The organism is Proteus sp. fly-1089, assembly GCF_040138965.1.
Taxonomy (GTDB): domain Bacteria; phylum Pseudomonadota; class Gammaproteobacteria; order Enterobacterales; family Enterobacteriaceae; genus Proteus; species Proteus vulgaris_B.
Window position 1 is genome coordinate 481,696 of the sequence record NZ_JBEETS010000002.1, and the last position, 14,853, is coordinate 496,548.

Consider the following 14,853-nt stretch of genomic DNA (forward strand, 5'->3'; position numbering starts at 1 on the left):
TTATTTTTTCTCATCCAGTGTGATTGGCGTTTTGGCACTAATTTCTAACTGTTTTGTTAAACCATCGACACCTTTAGAATTTAAAATATCTGACCACTCATTCTGTTTTGTGGTGATCATGCTGACACCTTCCGCAATCATGTCATAAGCCTGCCATTCACCTGTTTTACTATTTTTGCGCCATTGAAAATCAAGACGAACAGGTGGGCGACCATTTTTATCAATAATGGTAACGCGAATAGTGAGGTTTGTTTTATCTGCGAACGGTTTTGCAGGCTCAATACGGTATTCTTGTCCTTCATACATCGCTAATGCTTGACCATATACTTGAGCAAGATACGCTTCAAATGCAGTAAAATATGCATCGCGTTGAGCAGGTGTTGCAGTACGATAATGAGGCCCTAATACTAATGCACCTGCATATTTAATTTGTACATATGGCAATAATTCTTGTTGAACAATTTGACGTAAAACTTCAGGGTTTTTACGAATTTCAGGCTGTTCATTTTTTAATTTAGTAAACGTCTTTTGTGCGGCATCTTCCATCAATGTGTATGGATTGGTTTTATCTACAGCCATCGCAAAAGGTGTAATGACTAACAGTGCGACCATCAATAAGCGTTTAAACATACTTTCGCTCTCCTAAAAAGGTTTTAATAATAGGATGCTTTACCTAATAAAATGTATAAATACATCCTATAAGAATTAATGATTAAGGTAATGCTGGATGTTCTTCCGTCGAGTCAGATTCAGATTTTGCTGAACCATCACCATCCCCTGTTTTATAAAGGAACTGACCGATAAGATCCTCTAGTACCATTGCTGAATTGGTATTGGTGATCCGTCCTCCGTCTTTGAGCAGAGTAGAATCTAATGCTTCATCATAAAAACCTAAATTCAATGCAAGGAACTGCTCACCTAATAAACCAGATGTACGAATAGACAATGAGCTACTTTCTGGAATGTGGTCATAAAGACTCAAAATATCGAGCGCGACTTCGGGGCGATAGTTCCCTTCATCTTCTTCTTTTAAGGTGATAGAAGAAACACGGCCAATCACCACACCACCAATCTTAACTGGGGAACGTTCTTTTAGTCCGCCAATATTACCGAAGCTGGCATAAACACGATAAGTCGGTTGATTACCCATTTCTTTAATATCAGCCACTTTTAGGCATAAGAAAATCACAGCGGCTAGCGCAATCAGAACAAATAGACCAACCCAAACTTCAATTTTTTTACTTTGCATGACTTAGTTCCCAAACATCAGTGCTGTTAGCACAAAATCTAAACCCAATACGGCTAACGATGAATGAACAACAGTACGTGTTGTTGCTCTGCTAATCCCTTCTGATGTTGGGATTGCGTCATACCCGTTAAAGAGCGCTATCCAAGTGACAGTAATGGCAAAAACGACACTCTTAATAAAGCAATTCACTAAATCTAATCGCCATTCAACGGCACCTTGCATAGATGCCCAGAAAAAGCCTTCATCGATCCCTTTCCAATCCACACCAACAATGGCACCACCCCAAATACCGATGGCAACAAAAATAAGTGAAAGCAATGGCATGCTAATTAAACCAGCCCAAAAACGGGGTGCAACGACTCGCCGTAAAGGATCGACTGCCATCATTTCTAAACTGGAAATTTGTTCTGTAGCTTTCATTAAACCGATTTCTGCTGTTAATGCGGAACCTGCTCGGCCTGCAAATAATAATGCGGTTACCACAGGACCCAATTCTCGTAACAATGAGAGAGCCACCATCATGCCAAGACTGGCTTCAGCACTAAATGTTGTCAGTACAAGATAACCTTGTAATCCCAGCACCATGCCAATAAATAGACCAGACACCATGATAATTAATAAGGATTGAACGCCGACGTTATACAGTTGCTTCATTAAAAGAGGCCACTGTTTACGGAATTCTGGTTTACCGACTAATGCACGAAAGAGCATAATGCCAGCTCTACCGAATGTTGCAAAAATCGCTAACGCTCTAGCGCCAATACGAGCTAATAAATTTACCACGTACTAATTTCCTCGTCCTAATAGGTCGTCCTGATAATCTCCCGCAGGAAAACGGAAAGGTACAGGGCCATCAGCAATTCCATCTAAAAACTGTCTGACTTGCCTATCTGGGTTGTCTTGTAATTCTTTTGCACTGCCTTGAGCAATAACTTTTTGCTCCGCTACAATATAAGCATAATCGGCAATGCTCAACACTTCAGGCACATCATGAGAAACCACAACACACGTCACTCCGAGTGCATGATTTAACTCATCAATCAGCTTAACAAGTACGCCCATAGTGATAGGATCTTGCCCAACAAAAGGTTCATCAAACATAATTAATTCAGGATCAAGTGCAATGGCTCTGGCTAATGCGGCTCTTCGAGCCATACCGCCTGATAATTCAGAAGGCATTAAACTTGCAGCACCACGTAAACCCACGGCTTCAAGCTTCATCATCACCGTTGTACGTATAAGCGCTTCAGGTAAATTTGTATGCTCTCTTAGTGGGAAGGCTACATTTTCAAATACATTCATGTCGGTAAAAAGGGCACCAGACTGAAAAAGCATACTCATTTTCTTTCTTGCGTGATACAACGCAGAACGTGATAGCGCCGGAATATTATCGCCATCAAACCAAATTTCACCGCTATCAGGAAGAATTTGTCCTCCCATAAGGCGTAATAAAGTTGTTTTACCAATCCCTGAAGGGCCCATAATTGCAGTCACTTTTCCTCTAGGTACAACAAGGTTAATCTCAGAAAAGATCTTCCTGCTACCACGAGTGAAGTTCATATTGCGCACTTCAATTAGATTGTCAGATTGTGCGTTCATGAATAAAACATCCTCAAGCCTGTCTGCATAAACAAATTTTACGCTATTTTGGCAGGTCATTCGTTATGTTACAAAGAAATCACCACTATTTAGCAAAATAGTGCACGGTTAATTTTACTTTTCGTGCTTGGCTAGTCAAAATATGGTGAATTAGCAAAACCTTTTGACAATATGTTTTTTTATCAGCCCTGTCTTATTGGTTTTTTCTTTCTTTATTTGCTCATTGTCGGAAAACTGATGGCATGTTGATTACTTTGTCTCTTTTAATTTTTGGATTGATGCTACTGGTTTATGCATCAGACCGATTAGTCTATGGTGCGAGCGTTTTTGCGCAATCGTTAAAAATTCCACCCGCCGTTATCGGTATTTTAATTGTAGGCACTGGCACATCATTACCTGAACTTTTTGTTTCTACCGATGCCTCGGTTCATAATTTACCTGACATTGCTATTGGCACTGCAATTGGTTCTACACTCACTAATCTTCTTCTTATTGCGGGTATTGGGGCGATGATTTACCCCATGAACATACAGTCTGCGGTACTGAAAAAAGAGCTTCCATTGATGATTATCGTCATCATGCTTGTGGGGATTATTTTATCTAGTGGGGCCCTAGGGCTTAGAGAAGGTACTTTGCTCTTTTTTATTGGCTTTGCATCTATCTTTCTCATGATAAAAACGATGCATAAAACACTCACACAAGAGCGCCATGTATTACCTTTAGAAACCTTAACCCGTTTTGAATTACAGACAAATCCTCGTAATTCAGTTGCTCTTTTTTGGGTTGTTATTGCCTTACTGATTATTCCAGTTGCGACTCAAATGATATTAGATAATGTCTTTATTCTAATGCAACAGTATCATCTTAGTGGTTTTTTTGTTGGTTTAACCTTGCTATCTATTGGAACAAGTTTACCTGAATTAGCAACAACCATTGTTGCAGCGCTAAGACGTGAAAATGAATTAGCTTTAGGAAATATTATAGGTGCTAATATTTTTAACCTAACATTTGTGTTAGGAATGCCAGCATTACTTTCACCAAGTACATTTAATATCAACACATTTTATTTTAGTTTTGCTGTACTTGGGGTGGCTAGTTTATTGTTTTCTATCTTTTCCTTAGGGCGAAAACGACGCCTAAATCGAGGAAAAGGGATATTCTTATTAGTTTGCTTTATTGTTTATATTACGGTGTTGTGCGTTGCACATTCTCTCTTAACCTAAAATAAATGGTACAAAAAAATGACCGAGTTTGATTTTCAGCAAGCGGGCAAAAAAGTCCTTCATATTGAACGTGATGGGTTAGCTGAACTAGAACAATATATCAACGATGATTTTACGCTTGCCTGTGAAAAAATTTTTCACTGCCAAGGTCGAGTGATTGTGATGGGTATGGGTAAATCTGGCCATATTGGGCATAAAATTGCTGCAACATTTGCCAGTACAGGAACACCTTCTTTTTTTGTTCATCCCGGTGAAGCAAGTCATGGCGATTTAGGTATGGTCACAGAAAAAGATATTGTTCTAGCGATTTCAAATTCTGGTGAAGCCAGTGAGATCCTTGCCCTTATTCCGGTTCTGAAACGCAAACAAATAACACTGATTTGTATGACACGCACTCCTCAAAGTACAATGGGGAAAGCGTCTGATATTCATCTTTGTATCAAAGTTCCTAAAGAAGCCTGTCCTTTAGGGCTTGCTCCCACAACAAGTACAACAGCAACATTAGTGATGGGCGATGCACTGGCTATCGCACTTTTACGTGCTCGAGGCTTTACTGCTGAAGATTTTGCCCTTTCTCATCCAGGTGGTGCGTTAGGTCGTAAATTACTCCTTCATGTGAGTGACTTAATGAATAAAGATGCTGATATCCCTCGTGTTACTAAAGACGCGACGTTACGCGAAGCACTTGTTGAGATTACCCGTAAAAAATTAGGTATGACGGTAATCTGCGATGATAGTATGTTAATTAACGGTATCTTTACTGACGGTGACTTACGACGCATATTTGATTTAGGAATTGATCTTAACAATGCCAAAATCTCTGATGTGATGACAAGAGGAGGCATTCGTATTCGCCCTGATTGTTTAGCCGTTGAAGCGCTAAATTTAATGCAAGCAAAACATATCACCTCGCTGTTAGTAACAGAACAAGATAGTGATATTCTGTTAGGTGTTTTACATATGCATGATTTACTACAAGCCGGTGTTGTATAAGCTAGTCATAACGTTCGAAGGATAAAAATGAATACAATGATAGAAACTTGTTATGGTGAAGTAAGCGAGCAAGTCATCAAAAAAGCAGAAAAAATCCAATTGCTGATTTGTGACGTTGATGGTGTGATGTCGGATGGACTCATTTACATGGGCAATAATGGCGAAGAGCTAAAAGTTTTTAATGTCCGTGATGGGTATGGCATTCGTTGTTTGCTTACATCAGGTATTGAGGTTGCTATCATTACAGGTCGTCAATCTAAACTGTTAGAAGATCGTGCTAAAACCCTTGGCATTACATATCTTTACCAAGGTCAGCATAATAAGCTTTTGGCGTATCAACAACTGTTAGATACACTAAACCTTAAACATGAACAAACGGCCTATATTGGTGATGACCTAATAGATTTACCTGTAATGGAAAAAGTCGGACTTTCCGTCGCGGTTGCCGATGCGCATCCATTACTCACACCTCGGGCGGATTACGTTACTCACATTATGGGTGGACGTGGTGCAGTACGAGAATTATGTGATTTAATCCTTTTAGCTCAAGGTCGGCTTGATGAAGCTAAAGGTCTTTCGATTTAACGTATAACGACACAGAATGAATAAATTAAAATCCTGGTTTACCATAATTCTTGCAATTATCGCCCTTGGGCTAATTGGCTGGAACTATACTAACAACACTGAATTCGGTGATGGTGAAGTTGTTGATGATGGTCAACCAACTTATCAATCTAAATCATCGATATCTTTTGTTTATGAGCCAACAGGTATACTTGGATATAAACTCGTTGCTGATGATGTCAAAAACTATGCTCAGCAAAAGTTTACATGGTTTACTAACCCTGTCTTAACCACTTATTCGCCGGCAGGGGATGCAACATGGACCGTACGCGCTAATAAAGCCAAGCTAACCAACAGTAAAATGCTCTATCTTTATGGCGATGTTCAGATTGATAGCTTAACTGATGATTCTCAATTACAGAGAATAAGCACAGATAATGCTATCGCGAATTTGGATACACAGGATGTTTCCTCTGATGATGAAGTGACTATTATCGGCGTCGGACTGAAATCAGTCGGCTTAAAAATGCGAGGCAATCTGCGCGAGAAACACGCAGAGCTGATTGAAAAGGTAAACACCTATTATGAGATCCCTAATGAATCAAAAAATCCGTAATACACTGATTATCGGTACATTATTAGCAATAAGTGTACCTGCGATGGCGCTTAAAGATGACACGCAACAGCCTATTGTTGTCAATTCAGAAAAACAGTCGCTTGATCTAGAGAAAAATGTCACAACATTCACACAAAATGTTGTGATTAAACAAGGGTCTATCGATATCCGTGCTGATAAAGTCGTTGTTACACGCCCAGGTGGTGACTCTAAAAAAATCGTCATTGAAGCATTCGGTAATCCCGTAACTTTTTATCAGTTACAAGATGATGGCAAACCAATCAAAGGTCGTGGCGACAAAATGACCTATGAAATGGATAAAGAATTAATGACCTTAACGGGTAAAGCCTATCTTGAACAATTAGACAGTAATATCACTGGTGATAAGATCACTTATCTCGTCCCAACTCAGCAAATGGAAGCATTTAGCGGTAAAGGTAAACAAGTTACCACTGTTTTACTGCCTTCCCAGTTGCAAGAGAAAGGTACTGGTGCTAACAACAAAGGTAAGTAACACTTTATGGCGCTGTTAAAAGCTGAAAATTTAGCAAAAGCATACAAAGGACGCACCGTTGTCGGTGATGTTAGCCTGAACGTTAATTCAGGTGAAATTGTAGGCTTACTTGGCCCTAATGGTGCCGGTAAAACAACAACATTCTATATGGTTGTCGGCATTGTCGCTCGTGATGCGGGTAGTATTACTATTGATGATGAAGACATCACTCTGTTACCGTTACATGAACGCGCGCGTAAAGGAATAGGCTATCTACCTCAAGAAGCTTCTATTTTTAGACGGTTAAGCGTTTATGACAACATTATGGGAATTTTAGAAATTCGCCATGATTTAACACCAGAACAACGAAAAGATCGAGCAGAAGAGCTATTAGAAGAGTTCAATGTGAGCCATTTGCGTAACAGCTTAGGGCAATCATTATCGGGGGGTGAACGCCGTCGAGTTGAAATTGCACGCGCATTAGCCGCAAACCCTAAATTCATTTTATTAGATGAACCTTTTGCTGGTGTTGACCCAATCTCAGTATTGGACATTAAAAAGATCATCCAACATCTACGTGATTATGGATTAGGTGTACTGATTACTGACCATAATGTTCGTGAAACATTAGATGTGTGTGAACGAGCCTATATTGTCAGCCAAGGTCATCTTATTGCTCATGGTTCACCAGAAGAAATTCTTGAAAATGAGCAAGTTAAACGTGTTTACTTAGGTGAAGGCTTCCGCCTGTAATCTTAGATTCACTTTTACTCTGTCATGGATGACAACAGCCAAGGACTCATCGCATCATTATGAAACAAAGTCTGCAACTTCGTCTCAGTCAGCAATTGGCAATGACGCCACAGCTACAACAGGCTATTCGTTTGTTGCAACTTTCGACGCTTGAATTACAACAAGAAATTCAGCAAGCGCTTGAATCCAACCCTCTTCTCGAACAAGACGACGATCAACAAGATCCTGTTTCAGATGATGCCTCTCATACAGAAAATCAATCTGACTCTACAACAGAAACAACAACTGAAAACGAAGTTGAAGAGCTCGACACGCTGGATGCTTTAGAACAAAAAGAGATGCCTGACGATCTCCCATTAGATACCCAATGGGAAGAGATCTACACCGCGGGCACACCTTCTGGTACCAGTAATGACTATATGGATGATGAACTCCCACTGTATCAAGGTGAAACAACAGCTTCATTACAAGATTATCTAACATGGCAAGCTGAACTCACTCCGTTTACAGAAACAGACAGAGCCATTGCCATAAGTATTATAGATGCAGTTGATGAAACAGGATATTTAACTGTTACAACAGATGACATCCTGCTTGGAATGGGCGATGATGAGGTAGAGCTTGATGAAGTTGAAGCCGTATTAAAACGTATTCAACGCTTTGATCCTATTGGAGTTGCTGCGCGTGATTTAAAAGAGTGTCTTTTGATTCAGCTTTCTGCTTTTTCAACAGATACCCCTTATCTAAAAGAAACACAGTTGGTCATTAGCCAACATTTAGAATTATTAGGTAATCGCGACTTTCGCCAATTGATGCGTCAAACGAAATTACGTGAAGAGACATTAAAATCGGTTATTGAGATAATTCAATCACTTGACCCTAAACCTGGATTAAGTATTGATACAGGCGAGTCAGAGTATGTTATCCCAGATATACTGGTAAAAAAATCAGGTGAACGCTGGCAAGTTGAGTTAAATACAGATAGCATTCCTCGCCTACGCATAAATGAAACCTATGCTGCATTGGGTCAATCGACTCAAAATGAGAGCGATGGAAAATTTATTCGTGACAATTTACAAGAAGCCAAATGGCTGATAAAAAGTTTAGAAAGCCGTAATGAGACATTATTAAAAGTCGCTCATTGCATTGTTGACACACAGCAGGCATTTTTCGAATTGGGTGAAGAGCATATGAAACCCCTTGTGTTAGCGGATATCGCTGAACAGGTTGAAATGCACGAATCCACCATTTCTCGAGTGACAACGCAAAAATTTTTGCATTGCCCAAGAGGAATTTTCGAATTGAAGTATTTTTTCTCTAGCCATGTGAATACTGATAGCGGAGGCGAGGCCTCTTCAACAGCAATCAGGGCTTTAGTGAAGAAACTAATCGCAGCAGAAAATCCAGCGAAACCACTTAGTGATAGTAAACTGGCTGATATGCTCGCAGAACTTGGTATACAAGTTGCTCGACGCACTGTTGCGAAATATAGAGAGTCATTATCCATCCCGCCTTCAAATCAACGCAAAGAGTTGGTTTGAGCATAATTGAGAAGGAAGACACTATGGAACTTCAAATCACTGGTCATAACATTGAATTAACTGATGCTCTGCGTGATACCGTCAAAGCAAAAAGCGCGAAATTACCTCAGTTCTTTGACAAAATTAATAACGTTCAGGTTATCCTGAAAGTCGAGAAAGTGAATAAAATCGCTGAAGCGACCATTCAAGTTAATGGCGGTGAATTACATGCCTCTGCTGAAGCAGAAGATATGTACGCAGCAATTGATGGATTAATGGATAAACTGGCTCGTCAATTAACCAAACACAAAGATAAACTGAGACAACATTAATTCATTTCCCATTACGAATGGGGATACAATCGGCGAAGTTACTGCGTTGTTTATGACTCGGTTCAAGCCAACGCCTAATCAATATCAGTAACAAAAAAACCAGGTGTCACTTTGTGGCATCTGGTTTGCTGGTCTAAGTGAATAAGACAATGAACAACGATACAAAGATGAATATTAGCGACGTACTTTCTCTGGCATGTACACATAATGATGTACATTGCACGAGTAAAAAGCGCGCGTTAGAAATTATCAGTGAAAATGCGGCAAAAGCACTTAATTTACCCGAAACACTGATATTTGAAGCCTTACTGACGCGTGAAAAAGTCGGTACAACAGGGATTGGGGGTGGTTTAGCTATCCCTCATGGACGTATTGAAAGTGATGAAACAGAAAAAGTAGTTGGTGTGTTTCTTCACCTAAGCGAACCTATTGCCTTCGACGCTATTGATAATCAACCTGTCGATTTGTTGTTCGCATTACTCGTTCCTGCAACACAGTGCAAGGAACATTTACACACACTGTCTTTGATTGCAAAACAGTTGGCAGACAAAAACTTATGCCGCCGACTACGCTCCGCACAAAGTGATGAAGAGCTTTATCAGATTATCACAGAATAACCCCTACGGGTTTGTTGGGACGCGAATAGCATACAGTGGAATGATATTCATCACTGGGAAATTATAGGGGAGCTACCTCATGGTGCTGATGATAGTCAGCGGACGCTCTGGTTCAGGTAAGTCAGTCGCTTTGCGTGCGCTTGAAGACATGGGATTTTATTGTGTTGATAACTTGCCTGTTGATCTTTTACCTGAGCTCGCAAAAACACTGGCTGAACGTGATGCTTCTGCTGCCGCAGTCAGTATTGATGTCCGAAATATGCCAGAGTCGCCGGAGATCTTCGAAAAAGCGCTGGAAAGTTTACCCGCTGAATATTCTCCACAACTCTTATTTTTAGACGCAGATAGAAATACTTTAATTCGTCGTTATAGTGATACACGACGCTTGCACCCACTTTCGACCAAAAACCTTTCATTAGAAGTGGCAATTGATACCGAAAGTGATCTGCTTGAGCCATTACGATCACGCGCAGATCTCATCATTGATACCTCAGAAATGTCAGTTCATGAGCTAGCAGAAATGTTACGTACTCGCTTACTAGGTAAGCGTGAGCGTGAATTGACTATGGTCTTTGAATCCTTTGGATTTAAGCATGGTATCCCTATTGATGCAGATTATGTTTTTGATGTGCGTTTCTTACCAAACCCACATTGGGATCCAAAGTTGCGTCCGATGACAGGCCTCGATCGCCCTGTTGCGGCATTTTTAGATAGGCACACCGAAGTTCATAATTTTATTTATCAAACCAGAAGCTATCTTGAACTCTGGTTACCGATGTTAGAAACCAATAACCGTAGCTACTTGACGGTTGCGATTGGTTGTACGGGTGGTAAACACCGTTCTGTTTATGTTGCAGAACAACTTGCCGACTATTTCCGTTCCAGAGGGAAAAACGTACAATCACGACACAGAACACTAGAAAAACGTAAATGACCCAATACCGACAAGTTGCGATAAAAAATCGACTCGGCATGCATGCAAGGCCGGCGATGAAGTTGTTTGATTTAGTGAAAACATTTCAATCAACAGTAATTTTACGCAATAGCGAAGGGGTTGAAGCGCAAGCTGATAGTGTGATTGCTATGCTGATGTTAGATTCAGAGCAAGGCAGTCAAATTGATATAGAAGTGACAGGTTGTGACGAAAATGAAGCTATTGATGCTATTATTGCATTATTTGAATCTGGGTTTGATGAAGAATAATCGTAATAGAAAACAATAGATTAGCATTTCTTAACTAAATAACCCGAAAGAGACTGTGATCATGGTCTCTTTCTTTTTTATACAGAACCGCCTATTATCACTTATATGAGTTTAACAACACCCCCACCTCCCCCGTGGGGGTGTTGTTTTGCATTGGAATAAATTGGAGTGTGGTATGACAAAGCCAACAATTATCATCAACGAACTTGATGCTGAACGTTTAGATTCATTGCTAGAGCAACCTGCCTTTGCAGATAGCCCTATTGCTGAAGCCTTGAATGAAGAATTAGATCGTGCTGACATTGTTACACCAGCTGATATCCCTGCTAACATTGTCACAATGAACAGCAAAGTCCGCTTTATGGACTTAAAAAACAATGAAGAGCGTACTCGTACTTTAGTGTATCCCGCTTCATTAAAAGACAGCACCACTGAACTTTCAGTCATGGCACCAATGGGTGCTGCGCTACTGGGTTTAGCAATTGGTGACGAGATCAGTTGGAAGCTGCCTAATGGCCTTGAAACTAAGGTTAAAGTATTAGAAATTTTATACCAACCTGAAGCTGCTGGTGAATTACACCGTTAAACAGAGCTGATGGTTCGCGTCTTATTTTTATCTTCTCAAATTGAAAAGCACACAGATAAACGCGGTATCTCAGCCCATTGCGGGCTGAGATTAAAGGTTGTGAGGAGTATCTAAAATTTACTCACCTGCAATACTCATTTCTGGTAATAACAACGATCCACACTGAACATTACTACGCATCTCAATATCATCACCTATAGTAGCAATATTTGCCCACATATCTTTTAAATTGCCGGCAATAGTCACCTCACTAACAGGATATTGAATTTCACCATTCTCAACCCAAAAACCGCTTGCACCACGAGAATAATCACCCGTCACGGTACTGACACCTTGCCCCATCAATTCCGTAACAACTAACCCTGTTCCCATCTCTTTTAACAGTGCATCAAATGATAGACCTTGTCCTGGTATATACCAGTTATGAATACCACCAGCATGGCCATTACTTTTTAAACCTAACTTTCTTGCTGAATAAGTAGTTAATAGCCACTCTTGTAAAATACCATCTTTGATAATGTCGGCATCGGTTGTGCGCACACCTTCGCTATCAAATGGTGTTGATGCCAAACCTCTCATTAAGTGAGGACGCTCTTGAATATTGAGCCATTGAGGGAAAATCTGTTTGCCCAAACTATCTAGTAGGCAAGAAGATTCACGGTAAATCATACTACCGCTAATTGCCGCAACTAAATGACCAAAAATACCTGTCGCAACATCAGCCGCAAAAATAACAGGGGCTTTCATGGTTGGGAGTTTACGAGGGGTGAGACGTGATAAAGTACGACGGGCACATTCCTGCCCTACCCATTCAGGAGATGCTAGATCATCAAAACGACGGCTAATGGTATAAGCGTAATCACGCTCCATATCTTCACCATCACGAGCAATCACACAACTCGACATCGAATAACGCGAAGATGAATAGCTTTTTAATAAGCCAAGACTATTTCCAAATACACGAGTTCCACTGTGGCTATTAAAACTGCCCCCTTCGGTATTAATAATTCGGCTATCACTGTCTAATGCTGCTTTTTCTGCTCTTGAAGCCAGCTCTATTGCCTTATCTGCAGTCACATCAGTTGGATGGTATAGATCAAGGAAAGGTGCATCAAACGCTAATAACTCTTTATCAGCTGGGCCTGCATAAGGATCAACTGAAGTATAGCGCGCAATATCCACCGCAGCTTGTACTGCACGTTTAATCGCATCAGGACTTAAATCGGTAGAAGAAGCACTGCCTTTGCGTTGTTGTTGATAAACAGTAATGCCTAATGCGCCATCACTGTTAAATTCAACATTTTCAACTTCACCATAACGTGTACTAACACTAATACCTGTGGATTTATTAATAGCAACTTCTGCACTGTCACACAGCTTTTCCGCCAGCTCCAATGCAAGCGAGACGGCGTCTTCAAGCTGTTTTACCTGATCTGAATTATTCATTGAGAACCATTTTTCCTAAGGAGAACACCACTTTTTACTTATTTTTAGCAAAGTAAATCAATTGACAGGTGGTCAACAAGCGATTTTCCCAGTTACAATAGAAGATATATGAATGTTATCACCCGTCGGGCTTTTGGTCATTCACCAAATCACACTCCCGGCTTACTCTGCAACAGGAATTTTTATTATGGCAAAGCAGCCTGAAGAGTGGCATTACCTCAATCCTGAATTTGACGATACTTCGTCAGAAGAGGAAGAGGAGGAAGAAATTATCTGGGTCAGCAAAAGCGAAATTAAACGTGATGCTGAAGCGCTCAAAAAACTAGGCACTGAATTAGTGGAATTAAGTGCGCAAGAATTAGAGCGTGTGCCATTAGATGAGAAATTATTAGCCTCTATTCAATTAGCACAAAAAGTACAGCGTGAAGCGCGCCGTCGCCAAATTCAATATATCGGAAAATTACTGCGCAATGTGGATGAAGATCCGATCCGCCAAGCGCTTGATAAACTAAAAAACCGCCACAACCAACAGATCTTAGTGCTCCATAAATTAGAAGATCTGCGAATTCGCCTTGTCGAAGGTGGCAATGAGGTGATTGAAGAAGTCGTCGCTCTTTACCCAATGGCTGATCGCCAGCAATTACGTACACTTATTCGTAATGCTAAAAAAGAGAAAGAAGCAAATAAACCACCAAAATCATTTCGCTTATTATTTCAATATCTAAAAGATTTATCAGAATCAGCATAAAACCTGATCCTCCTGAAAACGCAGCGTAAAACGATATTACGACTGCGATTTTCAGGTATCTGTTTTCTATACTTTGCTATTTTTGATTTTTATGCTCACAACTAAAGCTCAATAATGCTTTACCTAGTTCGTTTTGCGCATCTTGCATTAACTCAACTAAAGGCTGAAAATCACTAGAATGATGAGGTAAATGCTTAAAAATGATTTTTACTGGTAACTCAATTTCCCCCATTAACACATCCCATAATGCATCTAAGTTATTACCAAAATGCTCATCTAACTGAAATTGCAATGCAAAATCCCGATAAAAAGCATCTCTATCTGCCAGCATCTTAAAATCAAAAATAACCTGTTTCATTAAGGAGCCACTTTTGTCATTGTACGATAATGATCCATGGTGACATAAATAAGCCCATCATTCGAATAGAGCAATCTATCACTACCTCGATGACCACATTGATAATTTACATCGGCTTCATACCACTGACGTCCCGCTTCTTCGGGTAACTGTTTTTCACGGTTCATAAAGCGATCGCCACCAATAGCCCTTCCTGGTAATACTTCACACAAATTACCTGCTTTTGCATTCCAGCCCTTTTCTCTTGCTTGTTTTTTAGTGAGATAAAAATCAGGTAGTTGTTGATGTCGTTGTAAATAGTTAGCCACTGCACTAGCTTGCGTTTTTTCATCGATAGACAGTGGAATTTGTGCCGGTTTATTGGTGCTATTGCTAGATGATGGTGGAATAGAAATTGACGATGAAGATACTGATGTTTCGCTTTCAGGAAGCAAACCCTTATAAAGAACACCAAATAAAACAGCAATAACAATAATAACTGGTAATAAACGTTTACCCATAAATTAACACCTTCATGATAAAAAACTCCATCAATTGATGGAGTTTAATAAAT

Annotated in this window: 20 protein-coding genes; 13 read left to right on the plus strand and 7 right to left on the minus strand. The window is 40.1% G+C overall.

The window, feature by feature from the left end:
* From mlaC to mlaF, 4 genes are all read right to left on the minus strand, one after another.
* Entirely contained in the window at positions 1 to 630 is a 630-nt protein-coding gene (gene mlaC, locus ABN080_RS08600) for a phospholipid-binding protein MlaC (protein ID WP_036933065.1), read from the minus strand.
* Between the two features lie 82 nt (positions 631 to 712).
* Complete coding sequence (mlaD, locus tag ABN080_RS08605) at positions 713 to 1,249, minus strand: outer membrane lipid asymmetry maintenance protein MlaD (protein ID WP_072069767.1); 537 nt, start codon at positions 1,247 to 1,249, stop codon at positions 713 to 715.
* 3 nt (positions 1,250 to 1,252) lie between these two features.
* Complete coding sequence (gene mlaE / locus ABN080_RS08610) at positions 1,253 to 2,032, minus strand: lipid asymmetry maintenance ABC transporter permease subunit MlaE (protein ID WP_072069768.1); 780 nt, start codon at positions 2,030 to 2,032, stop codon at positions 1,253 to 1,255.
* A 3-nt stretch (positions 2,033 to 2,035) separates the two neighbouring features.
* Positions 2,036 to 2,848 (minus strand): phospholipid ABC transporter ATP-binding protein MlaF, encoded by an 813-nt coding sequence (gene mlaF, locus ABN080_RS08615; RefSeq protein WP_072069769.1) that lies wholly within the window; start codon positions 2,846 to 2,848, stop codon positions 2,036 to 2,038.
* A 242-nt stretch (positions 2,849 to 3,090) separates the two neighbouring features.
* Here mlaF and ABN080_RS08620 point away from each other — a divergent pair, with 242 nt between their 5' ends.
* The 12 genes from ABN080_RS08620 to rnk all read left to right on the plus strand — a co-directional run bounded on the left by ABN080_RS08620 (position 3,091) and on the right by rnk (position 11,748).
* Positions 3,091 to 4,071, plus strand: coding sequence for a calcium/sodium antiporter (locus ABN080_RS08620; protein ID WP_349440830.1), 981 nt, complete (start codon positions 3,091 to 3,093; stop codon positions 4,069 to 4,071).
* Between the two features lie 18 nt (positions 4,072 to 4,089).
* Entirely contained in the window at positions 4,090 to 5,064 is a 975-nt protein-coding gene (gene kdsD / locus ABN080_RS08625; RefSeq protein ID WP_109409260.1) for an arabinose-5-phosphate isomerase KdsD, read from the plus strand.
* 27 nt (positions 5,065 to 5,091) lie between these two features.
* A complete protein-coding gene (gene kdsC, locus ABN080_RS08630) occupies positions 5,092 to 5,649 on the plus strand; it encodes a 3-deoxy-manno-octulosonate-8-phosphatase KdsC (protein ID WP_349440831.1) in 558 nt (185 codons plus the stop codon).
* Between the two features lie 16 nt (positions 5,650 to 5,665).
* Positions 5,666 to 6,244 (plus strand): LPS export ABC transporter periplasmic protein LptC, encoded by a 579-nt coding sequence (gene lptC, locus ABN080_RS08635; protein ID WP_349440832.1) that lies wholly within the window; start codon positions 5,666 to 5,668, stop codon positions 6,242 to 6,244.
* Positions 6,225 to 6,758 carry a lipopolysaccharide ABC transporter substrate-binding protein LptA gene (gene lptA, locus ABN080_RS08640; RefSeq protein ID WP_109409258.1) on the plus strand — a complete coding sequence of 178 codons (534 nt, stop codon included), beginning with the start codon at positions 6,225 to 6,227 and terminating at the stop codon, positions 6,756 to 6,758. Before lptC ends, lptA begins: the two co-directional genes overlap by 20 nt.
* A gap of 6 nt (positions 6,759 to 6,764) precedes the next feature.
* Positions 6,765 to 7,490 carry an LPS export ABC transporter ATP-binding protein gene (gene lptB / locus ABN080_RS08645; protein WP_072069775.1) on the plus strand — a complete coding sequence of 242 codons (726 nt, stop codon included), beginning with the start codon at positions 6,765 to 6,767 and terminating at the stop codon, positions 7,488 to 7,490.
* Between the two features lie 59 nt (positions 7,491 to 7,549).
* Entirely contained in the window at positions 7,550 to 9,031 is a 1,482-nt protein-coding gene (rpoN, locus tag ABN080_RS08650; RefSeq protein WP_349440833.1) for an RNA polymerase factor sigma-54, read from the plus strand.
* 23 nt (positions 9,032 to 9,054) lie between these two features.
* Positions 9,055 to 9,342 carry a ribosome hibernation promoting factor gene (gene hpf / locus ABN080_RS08655; RefSeq protein WP_036913954.1) on the plus strand — a complete coding sequence of 96 codons (288 nt, stop codon included), beginning with the start codon at positions 9,055 to 9,057 and terminating at the stop codon, positions 9,340 to 9,342.
* A 149-nt stretch (positions 9,343 to 9,491) separates the two neighbouring features.
* Entirely contained in the window at positions 9,492 to 9,959 is a 468-nt protein-coding gene (ptsN, locus tag ABN080_RS08660) for a PTS IIA-like nitrogen regulatory protein PtsN (RefSeq protein ID WP_023582879.1), read from the plus strand.
* Between the two features lie 79 nt (positions 9,960 to 10,038).
* A complete protein-coding gene (gene rapZ / locus ABN080_RS08665) occupies positions 10,039 to 10,893 on the plus strand; it encodes an RNase adapter RapZ (protein ID WP_064718868.1) in 855 nt (284 codons plus the stop codon).
* Positions 10,890 to 11,162: a PTS phosphocarrier protein NPr gene (gene npr, locus ABN080_RS08670; RefSeq protein WP_072069777.1), complete on the plus strand. Its 273-nt coding sequence runs from the start codon at positions 10,890 to 10,892 to the stop codon at positions 11,160 to 11,162. Before rapZ ends, npr begins: the two co-directional genes overlap by 4 nt.
* Before the next feature lie 175 nt (positions 11,163 to 11,337).
* On the plus strand, positions 11,338 to 11,748 hold the full coding sequence (rnk, locus tag ABN080_RS08675) for a nucleoside diphosphate kinase regulator (RefSeq protein WP_072069778.1): 411 nt from the start codon (positions 11,338 to 11,340) through the stop codon (positions 11,746 to 11,748).
* 117 nt (positions 11,749 to 11,865) lie between these two features.
* On the opposite strand, the gene pmbA is transcribed toward rnk, so the two are convergent.
* Complete coding sequence (gene pmbA, locus ABN080_RS08680) at positions 11,866 to 13,194, minus strand: metalloprotease PmbA (RefSeq protein ID WP_349440835.1); 1,329 nt, start codon at positions 13,192 to 13,194, stop codon at positions 11,866 to 11,868.
* A 187-nt stretch (positions 13,195 to 13,381) separates the two neighbouring features.
* Here pmbA and yjgA point away from each other — a divergent pair, with 187 nt between their 5' ends.
* On the plus strand, positions 13,382 to 13,942 hold the full coding sequence (gene yjgA, locus ABN080_RS08685) for a ribosome biogenesis factor YjgA (RefSeq protein WP_072069864.1): 561 nt from the start codon (positions 13,382 to 13,384) through the stop codon (positions 13,940 to 13,942).
* Between the two features lie 76 nt (positions 13,943 to 14,018).
* Here yjgA and ABN080_RS08690 read toward each other — a convergent pair whose 3' ends face one another.
* Both ABN080_RS08690 and ABN080_RS08695 read right to left on the minus strand, forming a co-directional pair.
* Positions 14,019 to 14,300 carry a barstar family protein gene (locus ABN080_RS08690; RefSeq protein WP_072069780.1) on the minus strand — a complete coding sequence of 94 codons (282 nt, stop codon included), beginning with the start codon at positions 14,298 to 14,300 and terminating at the stop codon, positions 14,019 to 14,021.
* Complete coding sequence (locus tag ABN080_RS08695; protein WP_349440836.1) at positions 14,300 to 14,800, minus strand: ribonuclease; 501 nt, start codon at positions 14,798 to 14,800, stop codon at positions 14,300 to 14,302. The genes ABN080_RS08690 and ABN080_RS08695 overlap by 1 nt, the downstream gene beginning before the upstream one ends.
* Positions 14,801 to 14,853 lie beyond the last annotated feature (53 nt).

Coding starts and splice junctions, on each gene's coding strand:
- ABN080_RS08620 (WP_349440830.1), top strand. CDS start 3,091: ATGTTGATTACTTTGTCTCTTTTAATTTTTGGATTGATGCTACTGGTT.
- lptB (WP_072069775.1), top strand. CDS start 6,765: ATGGCGCTGTTAAAAGCTGAAAATTTAGCAAAAGCATACAAAGGACGC.
- yjgA (WP_072069864.1), top strand. CDS start 13,382: ATGGCAAAGCAGCCTGAAGAGTGGCATTACCTCAATCCTGAATTTGAC.
- hpf (WP_036913954.1), top strand. CDS start 9,055: ATGGAACTTCAAATCACTGGTCATAACATTGAATTAACTGATGCTCTG.
- pmbA (WP_349440835.1), bottom strand. CDS start 13,194: ATGAATAATTCAGATCAGGTAAAACAGCTTGAAGACGCCGTCTCGCTT.
- rapZ (WP_064718868.1), top strand. CDS start 10,039: ATGGTGCTGATGATAGTCAGCGGACGCTCTGGTTCAGGTAAGTCAGTC.
- ptsN (WP_023582879.1), top strand. CDS start 9,492: ATGAACAACGATACAAAGATGAATATTAGCGACGTACTTTCTCTGGCA.
- mlaC (WP_036933065.1), bottom strand. CDS start 630: ATGTTTAAACGCTTATTGATGGTCGCACTGTTAGTCATTACACCTTTT.
- lptA (WP_109409258.1), top strand. CDS start 6,225: ATGAATCAAAAAATCCGTAATACACTGATTATCGGTACATTATTAGCA.
- ABN080_RS08695 (WP_349440836.1), bottom strand. CDS start 14,800: ATGGGTAAACGTTTATTACCAGTTATTATTGTTATTGCTGTTTTATTT.
- npr (WP_072069777.1), top strand. CDS start 10,890: ATGACCCAATACCGACAAGTTGCGATAAAAAATCGACTCGGCATGCAT.
- mlaD (WP_072069767.1), bottom strand. CDS start 1,249: ATGCAAAGTAAAAAAATTGAAGTTTGGGTTGGTCTATTTGTTCTGATT.
- lptC (WP_349440832.1), top strand. CDS start 5,666: ATGAATAAATTAAAATCCTGGTTTACCATAATTCTTGCAATTATCGCC.
- kdsC (WP_349440831.1), top strand. CDS start 5,092: ATGAATACAATGATAGAAACTTGTTATGGTGAAGTAAGCGAGCAAGTC.
- rpoN (WP_349440833.1), top strand. CDS start 7,550: ATGAAACAAAGTCTGCAACTTCGTCTCAGTCAGCAATTGGCAATGACG.
- rnk (WP_072069778.1), top strand. CDS start 11,338: ATGACAAAGCCAACAATTATCATCAACGAACTTGATGCTGAACGTTTA.
- mlaF (WP_072069769.1), bottom strand. CDS start 2,848: ATGAACGCACAATCTGACAATCTAATTGAAGTGCGCAATATGAACTTC.
- ABN080_RS08690 (WP_072069780.1), bottom strand. CDS start 14,300: ATGAAACAGGTTATTTTTGATTTTAAGATGCTGGCAGATAGAGATGCT.
- kdsD (WP_109409260.1), top strand. CDS start 4,090: ATGACCGAGTTTGATTTTCAGCAAGCGGGCAAAAAAGTCCTTCATATT.